This window comes from Candidatus Frackibacter sp. WG13, assembly GCF_900114655.1.
GTDB lineage: Bacteria > Bacillota > Halanaerobiia > Halobacteroidales > Acetohalobiaceae > Frackibacter.
The window spans coordinates 129,701-146,809 of sequence record NZ_FOTT01000003.1 but is presented as its reverse complement, the minus strand read 5'-3'; the positions used below and the strand labels follow the sequence as shown (position 1 = coordinate 146,809).

Genomic DNA, 17,109 nt, shown 5'->3' with positions numbered 1-17,109 from the left:
TATCTTCTTTTAACGCTCTAGAAATTTCACTTAATAAAACAGTTTGGTTTTCTAATAGTCCATATAGTACCTGAAAGACAAATTTAGATTTAGGTTTAGATAACTTTTTAGTAATTTTTTTAGAAAAACTTGATAATTTCCTTTTCAATTGGTATATAAGTTTGGTATAATTAATCATAGGTGGAATTCCTCCTTTTTGGTTTTGGTGTCCAACCTAATTATACCAAAAAACGGAGGTAATTTCACCTTTTTTGCGTAATCTGTGGATAATCTATTTTAATCAATTGTTAAGGTTAATTGTCCACAATTTTAGGTGTTGATAATTTTCATATTATTTACTTTAAAAAATGGGGAAACTCTATTTAATTATGCAAGAGCCTTAATTAATATTTTTTCATAATTACATCAATTTATCCAAGTCTCTTTACATCATATCCATCCTTTTTCAAGGCATTAATAACCTCGTGGATATGTTCTGAATCTTTAGTCTCTAATACTAACTCTACTTCTGCTTGCTTTAAAGAAATGTCAGGGTTTAACCGATCATGATTAACTGATACTACATTTGCTTCAGTTGTACTTACAATACTTAATAACTTCTCTAATGCACCTGGAGTGTCTGGCAGAGAAGTAGTTAATAATACTCTTCTTCCTGCTTTAATCATTCCTCGGTCAATAATAGTAGAGATCATATCTAAATCAATATTACCACCACTTAAGACGATAGCTATCTTTTTACCATGTAATGATATCTTATCATTTAGAACTGCTGCTAACCCGGTAGCTCCTGCTCCTTCAACGATTAGCTTAGATCTTTCTGCTAATAACGAGATTGAATGTGCAATCTCTTCTTCATCTACAGTAGCCACATAATCAACATATTTAGAAGTAATTTTATAAGTTAAATCGCCAGGTCTTTTAACTGCAATTCCATCAGCAATTGTATTTACTGTCTCTAAAACTACTGGTCTACGCCTTCTTAATGAGGCTTTCATTGAAGCAGCTTCTCTGGCTTCTACACCGATAATCTCAACATTCGAATTTGTTTCTTTGACCGCAATAGCAATTCCAGATATTAGCCCCCCACCACCAATCGGTGCAATAATTACTTCTACATCTGGCAGTTCTTCTAAAATCTCTAAGCCAATAGTACCTTGTCCAGCAACTATATCCGTATCATTAAAAGCCGGAATTATTGTAGCCCCTGTCTTTTGAGCATATTCTTCTTCTTTTTCATGAGCAGCATCGTAGGTATCTCCACTTAAAATCACTTCTGATCCGTATTCTTGAGTAGCTTTGACCTTAGCAATTGGAGCTCCTTTAGGCATAATGATAGTAGATTTGATACCTAATTGGCTAGCTGCTAATGCCACTCCTTGGGCATGATTTCCAGCTGAAGCAGCTACCACTCCTCTTTCCTTCTCTTCTGCAGTCAAGTTGGACAACTTATTATATGCCCCTCTAATCTTAAAAGAACCGGTCCGTTGTAAATTTTCTGGTTTTAAATAAATTTGATTTCCACTTATCTCACTAAATGTCCTAGAATAGTCTAATTCTGTCTCGTTGATGATATTCTTCAACTTCTCTTTAGCAGCTTTAATCTCTTCTAAAGTTACTACATCCATTAGAACCACCCCTTAAATTTATCCACCTTACTCTATCTCTTTTAAATAATTATATATAGTATACCGCGATACTCCCAAATTATCAGCTATTACTTCAACAGCACCTTTAATCATACAGACTCCTCTTTAATCTAAGAATTTAATTACTTATATACTCCTTTAATTATTAAATAAGAAGAGGCTTAAGCCTCTTCTTATTTATAGGTATTTATTTATTCTTAATCCAATAACTCCTCTGGGTTATAATAATCTAAATCAAATGCTTCAGCTACAGCTTTATATGTTACTTTACCATCATAAACATTTAACCCCTTTAATAAGGCAGAATCATCTAATAAAGCGTCTTTATATCCTTTATTAGCAATCTCAATTGCATAAGGTAGCGTTACATTAGTTAGAGCATAAGTAGAAGTCCTAGCTACCGCTCCAGGCATATTAGCTACTGAATAGTGGACTACTCCGTGTTTAGTAAATACCGGTTCATCGTGAGTAGTTGGGTAAGTTGTTTCTACACAACCTCCTTGGTCAATAGCTACATCAGCAATTACTGCTCCTTCTTTCATATCCTTTATCATATTCTCAGTAACTAAGTGAGGCGCTTTAGCTCCCGGAATTAAAACTCCTCCAATTACTAGATCGGCTGCTATTACTTCGTCATAGATATTATACTTATTAGACATTCTTGTCTTTACATTGCCATGAAAGATATCATCTAAATATCTCATCTGTTCGGCATCAATATCAAGTATAGTTACATCTGCTCCTAAACCTAATGCCATCTTAGCTGAATTGATTCCTACAACTCCACCACCAATAACTACTACTTTTGCTGGTGTTACACCTGGTACTCCACCAAGCAGAACACCTCGTCCACCTTGTGGCTTTTCTAAAAATCTTGCTCCCTCTTGTGTAGCTAGTCTACCAGCTACTTCACTCATTGGAGTCAATAACGGTAAAGAACCATCTGCTAACTCAACTGTTTCATAAGCAATAGAAACAACCTTCTTCTCCATCAACGCTTCAGTTAACTCTTCCTCTGCTGCTAAATGTAAATAAGTATATAAAATCTGCCCCTCCTTAAACAAGTCATACTCTTCTGATAGCGGCTCCTTAACCTTCATAATCATATCTGCTTGAGCAAAAACTTCTTCATTAGTATCTAATATCTTTGCTCCTGCCCCCTTATAGTCTGCATCAGGAATTCCACTACCTTCACCTGCCGACTTCTCAATAATTACTTCATGTCCTTCGTTAGTTAAGGCCTCTACTCCTGCTGGAGTAATTGCTACTCTGTTTTCATTATTCTTAATCTCTTTTGGTACACCAATAATCATTTTAACTCCTCCCTTTCATTATATTAAAATTAAATTACAAATAATTTACTTCATAATCAACCTTTATTCTTTATATTATATTTAGCACCATCCTAACTAGTCTTTCCTTATGTACACTATATTAAAATGAGACAATAGAATAAAGATGATTATTTTTCCGACAATTTGAAATGCACTTTGTTCTTTCGACTTCCTTATCTATATTATATCTCTTTTCAACAAAATTTCAAAGAATTATTAAAGAATTTTAATAGCATCTTTCATTTGTTTTAGATAAAAAAAGCTACCAGCAATCATTGGTAGCTATAATATCTATATTTATTACTATAATATTAGTAATTTGCTACTATCTTACCTAAAGCCATTGAAGTTAATTTATTTAAATAATCGTCAGCACGTGAAGACATTGCTACTGGAACCTTAGCTCCCATGACAATACCAGCAATCTTAGTATCAGCATAATAGGTTAAAGCCTTGTAAAGAACATTTCCTACTTCTATGTAAGGAACTAAAAAGATATCCGCCTGCCCGGCTACTATACTCTCAATCCCTTTTCTCTCCTTAGCTTTAAGACTAACAGCATTATCAAATGCTAATGGTCCATCGACAATACTACCTTTAAACTTTCCTTCTCTACTCATCTTAGCTAAATTAGCTGCATCCAAAGTGGCGGGCATCTTATCATTTGGCTTCTCTATAGCCGCTAAAGCAGCTACTTTAGGCTGTTCTACACCCAAAGCCTTGACCATTTGCACTGCATTCTGTGTAATATGTACCTTTTCTTTTAGGTTAGGATTGATATTGATTGCTGGATCAGTCATAAATAGCAATTTATCTTCTTTTGGAATATCTAAAGCAGCTACATAACTTAGTAATTGACCTGTCCGCAAACCAAAATCTTGATTAAGAACAGCTTTTAAAATAGTAGCACTACTTACTAAACCTTTCATTACAAAGTCAGCTCTTCCGATATCAACCTGCTTTACAGCTTCTAAAGCTGCAACATCATCATCTTTTACATCGATAACTCTATCTTCAACTAGTTTATAATCTACTTTATCAGCCTCTATTGCAATTCTCTGTTTATCCCCTACTAATATTGCTTCAATCAGACCTTCGTCCTCACCTACTTTAACTGCTTTTAAAGTGTCAACATCATAAGGTGCTGCAATTGCTACCACACTCGTCTCTAATTCTCTTGCCTGAGTTAATAATTCGTCGAAATTATTTATCAATTCCGTTACCTCCCCAATACTCTAATTCTCTCTACTTATCTATTAGTCACTTAATTACTACTTCCTTGCATAAGTTTTAAATTTTAAAATACCTACTTTAAGTTATTTAGTTATTTATTCCCTATCTCCTTCTTTTAAACCTTTAATTTCCCATTTTTCATAATTATCTGGTCATCTATTTTTAGAGTTGGCTCTTTTATAATCCCATCCAAATGAGAATCGACCTCTACCTTTCCTCCAAAGGAGCTATTATCACCAATCGCTACATGGATAGTGCCTAATACTTTTTCATCCTCTAGTACAACACCAGTTAAGATAGCCTCATCATTAGTCCCAATCCCTAATTCAGCAATATTTCTAGCTTCTTTTCCATATTGATCTACAATTTCTTTTAACTTATCAGCATCTTTTCCACCTTCGATCTCTACTGCATAACCATCTTCTACAATTAAAGTTATCGGTTCTTCTAATACTCCAATTCCAGACATCGCTCCATCAATTACTATCTTTCCTGATGCAGTACCTTCCAATGGTGCTAAATAAGCCTCTCCAGCAGGCAAATTACCAAAATCACCTTTTTGATGGTAAATACCTGTATCTGGCTTGCCTTCTCTTCCTTCTAATGACATCTTAAGGTCAGTACCTATCTCCGTTGTTAGGTGGGCTACTTGACCTTCATTCAATATTTCAGCTATTTTAATACTTCTCTCTTTAATCTTCCCATAATCAGCAGTTAGAGTCCGTCCCATAATCTCTTTTGTAATCATCGGTAATGTAGCAGCTCTAGTCCCATTAGCATTAGCTTCTTTACGTGCTTTAGTATGTGATAATGACTTAGAAGTTGGCATTAAAGCTACATCAACCTGCTTTAGTAGATCAGTTATTTGCTTTGGTGGTTCTGCTCCATGATTAGCCCGAGGAGTAATCTCAGTAAAAATAGCTTCTTTAGTTACCTCTTTAGCTGCTACAAAAAGTGCTTGTCCAATCTCACGTAACGGTTCATCAGTAATGATTAATACCGTCTCATCCTCTTTAACTCCCATACAATCATTAATTGCAATATTTGCGGCTTCTTTTAATTTATTCATTCTTATTTTCCACTCCTTTTTATATAAACAAATTCCATAATTAGACTTCAAGCATAATTAACACGATTTTTTCAGCGTCAACAATTAATTATGCAAGAGTCTTATATGTAAATTAATCAGACTACCTCAAGTTTAAAGGTAGCCTGACTATAGTATCTTCATTTTTTTACAATATTAAACTTATATATATTTATTCTTCTCTAAGCTTAGCACCTATTGAGTTCTTCCATAAAAGATAAGCTAAGACCCCAAAAGTAGCTAATGCAACTATATTAGCAGCTCCCCCTGCCCAGCCTGAACCAACCTGAATAGAGGTATGCCAGCCTTTAATGGCTAAGGCTGCTAGTAAAATACCTACCAGTGCATCTCCAGCTACTAATCCTGAAGCAAAGAGAATACCACTTTCGTTCTTGTCTGCTTTTTCTTCTTCAGATAGAGATTTCTTCTTATCTAAAGCTAACTTAATTAAACCACCAATCATAATCGGTGTACTTAAATGAATTGGCAGATATAATCCAACTGCGAAAGGTAAAGAACCGATTCCAAACATCTCAATAATTAAGGCTGAGAAGGCTCCAGTAAATACTAAAGCCCATGGCAAGTTACCTTTCATTACTCCTTTAACCACCATCGCCATTAGATTAGCCTGTGGTGCTGGTAAGTCTTTAGAAGCAATTCCATATGCCTCATGTAACATCAATACTATTCCACCAACAAATATAGCGGAAACTAAAATACCGATTAACTCACCAATTTGCTGCTTTTTAGGTGTTGCTCCTACTATGAATCCTGTCTTTAAATCCTGAGATGTATCACCTGCCACAGCAATAGCAACACATACAATAGCTCCTACACTTAATGCAGCAATCATACCTGTCTGATCTGTCCAACCAATTGCTTTCATAATTAAACTAGTTGCTAATAAAGTAGCAATTGTCATCCCAGAAGCAGGGTTAGAAGAACTTCCCACAATACCTACAATCCTAGATGAAACTGTTACAAAGAAGAAACCAAATACCGCTACAAATATAGCTCCAATGACTCCTACTGGAATCTGTGGTGTGAAAGCAATTGCTATAATTACTACTAAAGCTCCTATGGCTACCCATTTTATCGGTAAGTCGCTATCTGTTCTAATCTCTTTAATATCATTGCCTAAACCTGTTGTTAACTCACCCATAGCGGCTTTAAATGATTCTAGAATTGTCGGTAGTGCCTTAACCAAACTAACAATTCCACCTAAAGCTACACCACCAGCACCAACATAACGAATGTAATTATCCCAGATCCCCCAATAACCTAATTCGGCAATAGGCTTTGCTGCTGGAAATAATGGTTCTGATAAACCAGCCCCTACATTAGCAATTAAAGGCATAAATACAAACCAACCCAAAACACCTCCAGCTAACATCCGAACAGCAATCTTAGGACCGATAATATACCCTACACCTAATAATGATGGATATAGATCAAAACCAATGGCCGAGCCTTGATAGCCAGGGATCGCCCATTCAACAGACTCTTTCAAGAGTTTCATTTCACCAGATAAGAATTTATAAACTGCACCAAGAGCCATTCCTCCAAATACATACTTAGACTTTGCTCCTCCTTCTTCTCCAGCAATTAGAACTTCTGCACAAGCAGTTCCCTCTGGATAAGGAAGGTTTCCATCTTCTTTTACGATTAAATATTTTCTTAAAGGAATCATAAATAATACCCCTAAAACTCCACCAAATAATGCAATTAAAAACATCTTAATCATACTTGGGTCTACTCCCCATAATATCAAAGCGGGAATAGTAAAGATTACACCAGCAGCCAGTTAAGTACCGGCTGAAGTTATCGTTTGAACTGTATTATTCTCCAAAATAGTACCTTTATTTAGTACTCCACGTAAAATACCCATCGAGATCACCGCCCCAGGCACCGATGCACTAACTGTCATCCCGACTTTTAAGCCTAAATATGCATTAGCTGCAGCAAATACTACAGTCATAATCACACCCAAAATAATAGACTTGAAAGTAAATTCAGCCATTGACTTATCAGCAGCAACATAAGGTTTGTGTGTCTTTTCAGCAGTTTCTTTTTCCCGATCCTTTGTTTGTGACATACTTTTCCTCCTAATTTAAATTTTATTAAGATTAGTAGAATATAATGCTACTGCCTACTCTAATACTTTATTGATTATTATATTTTTTAGTCTGCTACTGATACTCTACTACTTTCCTCCTTATGCTCTTCTACTCTAATCATTGATACTTTATTTTAACTAACTTAAAATAAGAGACTTTTCTGAAAATTAACATACTCTTTGAGCCTACTTACATAAGTTAGTTTCCACTTAATTTTATATGTTCTCTCACCAAAATGTCAAGGGTTAATCGATTTTTTAATAGATTAACCCAAATTCCTTTATTCTATTTCTTCCATTTCTATTTGACCCTGTTTGATAATACGCAAAAGTTCTTCTTTTGCCGCCTCTAGATGGTGATACATTGCTTGTTTAGCACCCTCGGAGTTACCTTCTTTAATATGCTCATATACTTTTCGATGCTGCTTTAATAACATTTGTGGATTTCCTTCTACTCGATATAACTGCCTTAAATGGGTACTCATTGAAGTATATAATAAATCAGCAATAGTTTGCATTATTTTAACTAAAATATTATTGTGAGTAGCTTTGGCTATGGCGAAATGGAACTTAAAATCGGCTTTATTCGTAAAATTATTCTCCCTTACTAATCTTTCCATTGATTTTAATGCTTCTTCTATTTCCTTCAACTCTTCTTTAGTAGCCTGCTTAGCTGCTAATGCTGCATTCTCTACATCAATTATCTTACGAATTTCTAATAATTCGAAAACATTGTCTTTATCGACCATTAGAATTAATGCCAAAGGCTCAATCAATGTCTCCGGATCCGTTTCCGTAATAAAAGTACCTTCACCTGGTCTACTCTCGATTAAACCTAACATCTCTAAAACACTAAAAGCTTCTCTAATCGAAGCACGACTAACATTTAATTCCTCTGCCATTGCCCTCTCTGACATTAATTTATCACCAGGATTTAAAGTGCCATCAGCAATTAAACCTCTAATCTGTTCTACTATCTGTTGATAAATACGTTTATTTTGAATTGGTTTAAACATCTTTCCACTCCTTTAGATCAACTTCAAATATCAATGATTATATCCTATATATCTAGATTAATTTGTTCAATTCTTTTCTTGTTGTTTCTAAGTGATGATACATGGCTTCTCTAGCCTTTTGTGGATTATTATTTACTATCTCTTCATAAACCTGCTTATGTTGTTCATATAAGGTTTCGTTATTATCCTTTAATTTAAAGAGCTGCTTTCTTGATTCACCAATTGCCTGAATTAATAAGTCAGATATTGTATACATTACTCTTACAAACATTTGATTATGGGTTGCCTTAGCCACTGCAAAATGAAATTTAGCATCTGCTTGGTCACCTAACTTACCTTGGTTGATTGCTTCTTTCATTTCATCAATAACCTGTTTAATATTTTCAAGGTCATCTTCAGTTGCTCTTTTAGCTGCTAGAGCAGCACTCTCTACTTCTAATATCTTTCTAGTCTCTATCAATTCAAAAATGTTGTCTACATCACTAGCTAGAATTAAAGCTAAAGGCTCAAGCACCATTTCTTCTTTGACTTCTTTAATAAAAGTACCTTCACCTGGTCTACTTTCAATTAAACCTAACATCTCCAACACACTAAAAGCTTCTCTAATTGAAGCACGACTAACATTTAACTCCTCTGCCATTGCTCTTTCTGACATTAATTTATCACCAGGACTCAAAGTACCATCAGCAATTAATTCTCTAATCTGTTCTACTATCTGTTGATAAATACGTTTATTCTTAATTGGCTTAAAAATTGACATTCAATTTCACTCTCCTACTTTACCACTTATATAATAACTCCATTTTCTTAATACTATTATTTTTTACATTACTTATATTTTTCTATACTGGAGCAAATGATTCCTGCTATCTTATAGAAATTGTTCACAATTTCAATTTAAATATGATTTTCTTAAATAGAACAAAGTCAATATACATCTTCCGATTGCCGTTCATTCTACAACCTGTTAAAAAGTAATAATTTCCTACTACAAGAACAAAAAGAGACTCTCTTATAATGGAGGAGAGCCTCTTTTTAAAATAAAAACCATCTATATTTTATTATACCCAAACTAAATTGTTATCAATTATTTACTAAAGATTTAATCTTGTTTTTAACTAAAGGAAGCTAAAGATATCAGCTGTCTCTAACTTCCTTTAGTCAATATAATAGCTTGGGTAGCTAAACATTTTTAGAATATCTACTGTAGAAATGTTATTTTAAGATTCTTGCATAATTAATTACTGCCGTCCAAAAATCCTACGTTACTTATGCTTAAAGTATAATTATGACATCCATTTATTATAAATTCTCTGCTAAAATTTCTGCCGTATGCTTAACATCAATATTAACGCCATGCTTATCGGCGCCACCTTTTAACTGCATTAAACAACCTGGACAGTCCATAGCTAAAGTATCTGCTCCAGTAGCTTCTACGTTATCTAATTTATCTTTCAATACTTCTTTAGCAACATTAGGGTGCTTAAATGAATAACTACCACCAAAACCACAACAGATATCAGAATCTCTCATCTCAACAAAATCTATATTATTACTACTTTTAAGCACTTCACGAGGCTTTTCTTGTAGCCTTAAACTTCTTGTTAAGTGACAGGAATCATGATAAGTAACTTTTCTCTTCTTAGTTCCATCTCCAACTTCATAACCTTTGTTGGCTAAGTATTGAGAGAAGTCTTTTACCTTAGAAGCTACCTTTTTAGCTCTACGCTGCCATTCTGGTTCTCCAGCTAATGCTTCAGCAAACCCTTCAATCACTGCCTCTGCACAAGTTGGACAAGCAGTAATAATATGATCATAACTGCCTTCTAAAGCTTTAATGTTCTGTTTAGCGAGCTTCCTCATTGTCTCCATATCACCTAAATATTTAGCTGGCACTCCACAACAAGCTTGTGTTTGTGGGAATTCAACCTTAATATTCTCTTTATTTAATACTTTTACTAATGAAGTCCCTACCTCTGGATAAGCAAAATCAATAGCACACCCAGCATAAAAAGCTACTGTCTCCGTAGGACTATCTACCTTTTGATTTATATTCTTAATTTGGTCTCTAAATGGTTTATCTGCAATCTTTGGTAAGCTCTTACACTCTGTAATTTCTGAGAATGCAAGAGGTAAATGTCTAATCATATCGCCATCTGTAATCGGCCCTTGGAATTTAGAAGCCAGTTTAAGACCAGTATGCATTAATCTACTATTCCCTAAAATCCCTTTAATGCCTACATTAAAGATAAATGGCAATCCTCTTTTTTCTGTCAATCTTCTTCTTAATTCTAAAATAAGATCCGGAATATTAATATTTCCCGGGCAAAATTCTGCACAACGTCGACAACCAATACACATTTCCTGCACATCATCTGATGTTTCATACCCATGGAAGAAAGCAGTTAAGATTGAACCGATTCCCCCAGCATAAACGTGTCCATATACGTGGCCCCCTACTTGTTTATAAATAGGACAAACATTTAAACAGGACGCACATCTTAAACATCTAGCTGCTTGCTTAAATGTTGGGTCACTTAACATTTCTCGACGTCCATTATCTAAAAGGATAATATGAAGTTCTTTCTTCCCTTCTTCACCTTCAACTATAGTCGGCACTTGCCCAGTCACCATTGTTACATAACTAGTTATATGCTGAGCAGTTGCACTTCTCGGCAAAGCCTTTAAAGCTGCTATAGCATCTTCAAATTTAGCAATTAACTTTTCATAACCAACTACTGCTACATGAATCGGCGGTAAAGTAGTGGTTAAGCGAGCATTACCTTCATTAGTCACTAACGCAATAGTACCTGTTTCAGCAATTGCTAAGTTTCCACCAGTAATCCCCATACCAGCACTTAAAAATTTCTTTCTCAATTCTTGTCTTGCTAACTCTACCTGTCCTTCTACTTCTGGTGAAACTTCATAACCTACTTCTTCAGAAAATAAATCTGCTACTTCTTCCTTTTTTAAATGAATAGCTGGCATTACCATATGCGAAGGATGACTTTCCTGTAATTGTAGAATCCATTCGCCTAAGTCAGTCTCAGTAATATCAATATCATGTTTTTCCAAGTGTTTATTTAAAAAGATTTCCTCAGTAGCCATTGATTTAGACTTTACAACTGTCTCTACACCTTTTTCTTCACATAGTTTCTGAATATATTGATTAGCATCTTGGGCATCTTTAGCTCTATAAACAATAGCCCCTCTCTTTTCTGCCTCTTCTTGAAATTTATCTGCTAATTCATCTAAATGTTCAACAGCATAATCTCTGGCTTCACGCACTTTCTTTCTTAAAGCTTCAAAATCTTCATCTTCATAAGCTGCATTCCTATCCTGCACAAAGCCATCAGCAAAACTTCCTAATGCACTTCGTAAGTTCTCATTATTTAAAGCTTTTTTAATATTATCAGTTAATTCTTTCTTAGCTAACATTGACATTATTATTTACCTCCCTAACTAACCAAATTAATCAACAAAGATTACTACCAAACGTCCTGGCCCATGTACTCCGATAGTTAATGTCCGTTCAATATCTGCAGTTTTAGATGGTCCAGTAATAAATGCTAAATAAGGTGGCACTGCTGTTCCATACTTTTCTCTTAGTACTTCAAAAGCATCTGGTAAATCTGGCACTAAATTATTAGTCTTAACGATCGCAATATGAGTCTTTGGTAACATCGAAACTACGCGTTTTTCATAGCTTTCGGCATTCTGAATTAAAGTAGAACTCTTAGCAACAGCTATATCAAGTTCGGAAATACCAATATCTGCAGTTTCAACCTCTTCAACAATATTTTTCGTCTTTACATCTACTCCTTCAATCTTGCCTTTTAATCCAATTTCAGCAAGTAATTCCGACTCATGTCCAACTACTTTTTTAGCACCCAATTCATTCACTTCTTTTTGAATATATTCTAATACTTCATTGCCACTCTTAGCTCTATAAACTTGAGTAGTTAATGTTTCGGCCTTTTTAACAAATCTATCATATAATTCATCTAAATTATTACCTATAACCTTATCTTCTGCAACTGCCATTCTCTTCACCTCCGCAATTAATTAACCTGCTCTTTTAGACTTCTTTTCTCGATTGACTTTTCTCTTCTGATAAGCTTCATCTAAAAGCTGCACCGTATGCACTATCTCTTGGTCCATCCCGGCTTGATTTAAACCATCACTGATATGCATCTTACATGCTCCACAGCCAGTAGCTAAAGTATCTGCTCCTGTCTGCTTAATATCCTCTATTTTATGTTTGTTGATATCCATTGACAGATCATAATACTTTAAGTTAAATGACCCAGCTGACCCACAACAGCGATCTGGTCTATCCATTTCCTCAAAATACACCCCAGGTATCGCTTCTAAAATTTCTCTTGGTTGCTCACTAACTCCCATGCCTCTAACCAAGTGACAAGGATCATGATAAGTTACTTTCCTACGTACAGCACCTAATCCTTCTCGATCAAAGTCAATAACATCTACTAAATATTCTGCAATATCATAGACTTTATCACTAAACTCTTTTAGTTCTGGACTAGTACCTAATACTTCTTCAAACTCTTCTTTTAATGCTAAACCACAAGAAGAACAAGAAGTAATGATAGCATCTACATCATTATGCTTAGCAAATTCTTCTACGTTAGTCTGAGCTAATTTTTTAGCTGTCTTAGTATCCCCATAAATCCTAACTGGCGTTCCACAACACTGCTGACCCTGTGGAATAACAACTTCAATACCATTCTCAACTAAAACATTAACCACTGATTCTCCAAATTCAGGATAGATATAGTTAACAGTACAACCTGTATAATACGCTACTCTCGCTTTAGGATTATCTACTTTAACTACCTCAGGAAATTCTTCTTTAAATGTCTTTTCAGCTAAATCAGGTATTACCCTTCTTCTATCTAATCCTACCGAAACTCGTGGATTATTACCTGGCTGTGGACCATCATTCTTACTAAATGCTAAACCTTGGAAGATTGACCCTAATTTCATTCCTAATGGGAAAACAAATTTATTTTGTAATACACTAAATATCCCCTTCTTAATCATAGATAGCCCTTTATCTTGAGCTAACTCTTCTCTTGCTTTAAGCACTATTTTATCAACCTCTACTCCGCAAGGACAGTTAGCTACACAAGCCTTACACATTAAACATAATTCCATAAGTTTTTCATATTTATCAGTTAAACCTAGCTCTCCACTATTAACATTCTCAATTAAATTAACTTTTCCTCTGGCTACAGTCGCTTCGTTATCTAACTCACTAAAGATTGGACAGACTGCTCTACAGAGACCACATTTCATACATTTAGCAACTTCTTCTTCAACTTCTTTTAATATCTTACTCATTACTACCATCCCCGATTAACTTATGTGGGTTAAGTAATCCTTTAGGGTCTAAAGAATACTTAATATTTCTTAATGCTTGTAGGCCATCTTCTCCTAACTCCTGAGCCATAAACCCTGCCTTTGCAATACCAATTCCGTGTTCTCCAGATAATGTACCATCTAAGTCTAAAGCTATATCAAAGATCTCCTCAACAGCTTTGTGTACCTTCTCCATCTCCTCTTTATCTCTTTCATCAGTTAAGATTGTAGGGTGTAAATTTCCGTCCCCTGCATGACCAAATGTTCCGATCTGTAAGCCATACTTCTTAGCTATCTCATTTACTCCTCTAATCATATCAGGTATATTGCTTCGTGGTACTGTAGCATCTTCTAAGATAGTTGTCGGCTTCATGCGAGCTAAAGCAGATAATGCTGAACGTCTTGCTGCCCAGACGTCATCTCTTTCCTCATCAGTCTTAGCCAATTTAACCTGTCGTGCTCCATGCTCTTCACAAATCTTAATTACTTTCTTTGCATCGCGTTCAACTACTTCTTCAATTCCGTCCACTTCGATTAAAAGAACCGCTTCTGCATCGGTAGGTAAGCCTATATTAGCAAAATCTTCTACTGTTTTAATAGTAACCCTATCCATAATCTCTAAAGTTACCGGCACTACTTTATTACTGATAATACTCGAAATTGTTTCTGCCGCTCCATCTAATTCATCAAAGATCGCCATCATACTCTTATGAGTTTCAGGCTTAGGTATTAATTTTAAAATAGCCTTAGTGATAATACCTAATGTACCTTCCGAACCAGTATATAGCTTTGGCAAGTCATAGCCCGTTACATTCTTTACAGTCTTACCACCAACTTCAATAATTTCTCCTGTTGGCAATACAATCTCTAATCCCATAACATAGTCTTTAGTAACACCATACTTTAAACCTCTTAACCCCCCGGCGCACTCAGCAATATTACCGCCAATTGTAGAAACAGACATACTTCCTGGATCTGGTGGATAGAATAGCCCTTTTTCTTCTACAGCATCATGAACATCTACAGTAATTACTCCTGCTTCTACTGTTGCAGTTAAATTCTCTTCATCAATTTCCAAAATCTTATTCAATCTAGTTAAAACTACTACTACACTATTTTCAACTGGAATCGTTCCTCCACATAGATTACTTCCTGCTCCTCGAGGAATGACATTAATCTCTTCCTCATTTGCAATCTTAATAACTTCAGCCACCTCTTCTGTAGAGCCTGGCTTTACTACTAATTTAGGAACAACTGAATCAACACCAGCCGTAGAATCATACGAATAACTAAGGAGTTCTTCTTTACTCGTTAAAACATATTCATCTCCAACTACTTTTTTAAATCTATTAATTGTTGAATTATTAATCATAGTGCAACCACCCTTTTAATTTTCATATTTAAGATTAAGAAAATGCTTCTATAAAACGTTCACGAGAACGGTCATAAGTTTTCTCTACTTCATATATTTCTGGACTAGTGGTCTGACCACCACTAATAAAAAAATATCAATGGGTTGGCAAAAGTAAATTTCTACTTTTGCCAACCTTTGATTAATTCTTACTCTAGCAATCTATTTAGAATGCACCTGGGAAGATAACATAAGAGAAGAATAGTCCCATAAGTCCCGTAACTAAAGAATAATATAGTACTGGAATTAAGTTTCTTCTCATAATAATACCTTCCATACCAACAAGCCCTACAGTTGCGCTTGCCGCAACAACGTTGTGTACACAGATCATATTACCTACAGCTCCACCAACGGCCTGTAAACCAACGATCACCGTGTGTGGTAACTGAAGTGTAGTCGCTGCATCGTACTGGAACATACCGAAAAGCATGTCAGAAACTGTATTACTACCAGCGATAAATGCTCCAAGCACACCGATCATAGTAGCAAATAGTGGATAAAGCCCTCCCGTAATATCAGAAACAAACTGTGCCATAGCCATTAACATTGATCCTTCTGGACCACCAGTAGTAGCCCCAGAGTTAATCATAATTCGTACTAAGCCTACAGCAAAGATTAAAGCGATAGTAGGAGCCGTCATTCGACTAAATGTTTCACTCCATGCCTCTGAAATTTGTTCTCCTTTCATCTTTAAGATAAAGATTGAAAGAACAGCCACTAAAATAAATGGAATAGTACCTGGTAGATATAGAGGCGCAATCGAATAACCTAAGTCAGTACCAAGAATACTTGGAATACTTAATGTAAACTTATTTAACATAGCTTTAAATGGTAACTGCGTTAATCTTGTAATTACTAATAAGAAAGCAATTAAGATATAAGGTGTCCAAGCAGTTAATAAAGAATGATGCCCTTCACTCATATCTGTATCTGGTTCTTCTTCACCAACCCAATCAGAAGCCCAATCTTCTCGTGGTGGGAAGTCCCACTTCTCTTCTGGCATCAAGAAACCATTCTTAGCAGCCATAACCACTATAAATAAACCAACTAAACCACCCATTAGAGACGGGAACTCAGAACCTAAAGTATAAGCAGTTAAGAAGTAAGGAATTGTCATTGCTAATCCAGCAAAGATAGCAAACTTCCAAACTTTTAAACCTTCAGCAAAAGACTTCTTCTTACCGAAGAATTTAGTTAAGAATGCAACTAAGAATAACGGAATTAATGTTCCAGCAACTGCGTGATAGCCTGCAGCAAAAGTTGTAGTCTGGTCAATAAATGCCTCCACATTCATACCAGCTGGTAACATATTAACTACCTTATCAATATTAAAGATTTCACCAAACCCGATAATAATCGGTGTTCCAACCGCACCAAAAGTAACCGGTGTACTATTAGAAATAAGTGCAACCATAACCGCTGCTAATGGTGGAAAACCTAAACTTACAAGTAATGGTGCTGCAATCGCAGCTGGCGTACCAAAACCTGCCGCTCCTTCTAAGAATGAACCAAATAACCATGCAACGATAATTGCTTGAATTCGACGGTCTGGAGTAATACTATAAAACCCAGATTTGATTGTCTGAATTGCTCCACTTGCTTTAAGTGTTTGTAATACTAAGATTGCTCCAAATACAATAATCAAAATTTTGAATGCAATTAGAGCACCTTGAATTGAAGCTGCTGCCCAAAAAACTGTGTCCATCTTCCAAACAAACATTGCCACTACCGATGTAACAATCCAAGCGATCGGCATTGCTTTAGTTGATGGCCACCTAAACCCAACCATTAGAGTAAATACTGTTAGAATTGGTAAAAATGCTAAAAATGCTAGTGTAGCTGAACCCATTTTTTAACTCCCCCTTAATAAGATTAAATTATTTC

General features: G+C 35.4%; 11 protein-coding genes and 2 pseudogenes. All 13 read right to left on the bottom strand.

Annotation, left to right across the window (positions count from 1 at the left end; genetic code table 11):
* Window positions 1-410: 410 nt before the first annotated feature.
* On the bottom strand, window positions 411-1,625 hold the full coding sequence (gene ilvA, locus BM077_RS03290) for a threonine ammonia-lyase (protein WP_089748041.1): 1,215 nt from the start codon (window positions 1,623-1,625) through the stop codon (window positions 411-413).
* Window positions 1,626-1,652: 27 nt separating this feature from the next.
* A pseudogene (locus BM077_RS03285) lies at window positions 1,653-1,751 on the bottom strand (helix-turn-helix domain-containing protein); the annotation flags it as partial.
* A 92-nt stretch (window positions 1,752-1,843) separates the two neighbouring features.
* Window positions 1,844-2,959 (bottom strand): alanine dehydrogenase, encoded by a 1,116-nt coding sequence (gene ald, locus BM077_RS03280; RefSeq protein ID WP_090003424.1) that lies wholly within the window; start codon window positions 2,957-2,959, stop codon window positions 1,844-1,846.
* A 332-nt stretch (window positions 2,960-3,291) separates the two neighbouring features.
* On the bottom strand, window positions 3,292-4,194 hold the full coding sequence (locus tag BM077_RS03275; RefSeq protein ID WP_089748047.1) for a bifunctional enoyl-CoA hydratase/phosphate acetyltransferase: 903 nt from the start codon (window positions 4,192-4,194) through the stop codon (window positions 3,292-3,294).
* Between the two features lie 134 nt (window positions 4,195-4,328).
* The gene (locus tag BM077_RS03270; protein ID WP_089748049.1) at window positions 4,329-5,282 is read right to left on the bottom strand and encodes an aminopeptidase; all 954 of its coding nucleotides are present in this window, start codon (window positions 5,280-5,282) and stop codon (window positions 4,329-4,331) included.
* 190 nt (window positions 5,283-5,472) lie between these two features.
* Window positions 5,473-7,395 (bottom strand): annotated as a pseudogene (locus BM077_RS03265) (OPT family oligopeptide transporter).
* 302 nt (window positions 7,396-7,697) lie between these two features.
* On the bottom strand, window positions 7,698-8,432 hold the full coding sequence (locus BM077_RS03260) for a FadR/GntR family transcriptional regulator (RefSeq protein ID WP_089748053.1): 735 nt from the start codon (window positions 8,430-8,432) through the stop codon (window positions 7,698-7,700).
* Window positions 8,433-8,484: 52 nt separating this feature from the next.
* On the bottom strand, window positions 8,485-9,192 hold the full coding sequence (locus tag BM077_RS03255) for a FadR/GntR family transcriptional regulator (RefSeq protein WP_089748055.1): 708 nt from the start codon (window positions 9,190-9,192) through the stop codon (window positions 8,485-8,487).
* Between the two features lie 542 nt (window positions 9,193-9,734).
* A complete protein-coding gene (gene ldhH / locus BM077_RS03250; protein ID WP_218124636.1) occupies window positions 9,735-11,876 on the bottom strand; it encodes an L-lactate dehydrogenase (quinone) large subunit LdhH in 2,142 nt (713 codons plus the stop codon).
* Between the two features lie 27 nt (window positions 11,877-11,903).
* Window positions 11,904-12,476: a LutC/YkgG family protein gene (locus tag BM077_RS03245; protein WP_089748057.1), complete on the bottom strand. Its 573-nt coding sequence runs from the start codon at window positions 12,474-12,476 to the stop codon at window positions 11,904-11,906.
* A 21-nt stretch (window positions 12,477-12,497) separates the two neighbouring features.
* Window positions 12,498-13,796 (bottom strand): (Fe-S)-binding protein, encoded by a 1,299-nt coding sequence (locus tag BM077_RS03240; RefSeq protein ID WP_089748059.1) that lies wholly within the window; start codon window positions 13,794-13,796, stop codon window positions 12,498-12,500.
* Window positions 13,789-15,186 (bottom strand): FAD-binding oxidoreductase, encoded by a 1,398-nt coding sequence (locus BM077_RS03235; protein WP_089748061.1) that lies wholly within the window; start codon window positions 15,184-15,186, stop codon window positions 13,789-13,791. Before BM077_RS03235 ends, BM077_RS03240 begins: the two co-directional genes overlap by 8 nt.
* A gap of 205 nt (window positions 15,187-15,391) precedes the next feature.
* Window positions 15,392-17,074, bottom strand: coding sequence for an L-lactate permease (locus tag BM077_RS03230; protein WP_089748063.1), 1,683 nt, complete (start codon window positions 17,072-17,074; stop codon window positions 15,392-15,394).
* Window positions 17,075-17,109: the final 35 nt, after the last annotated feature.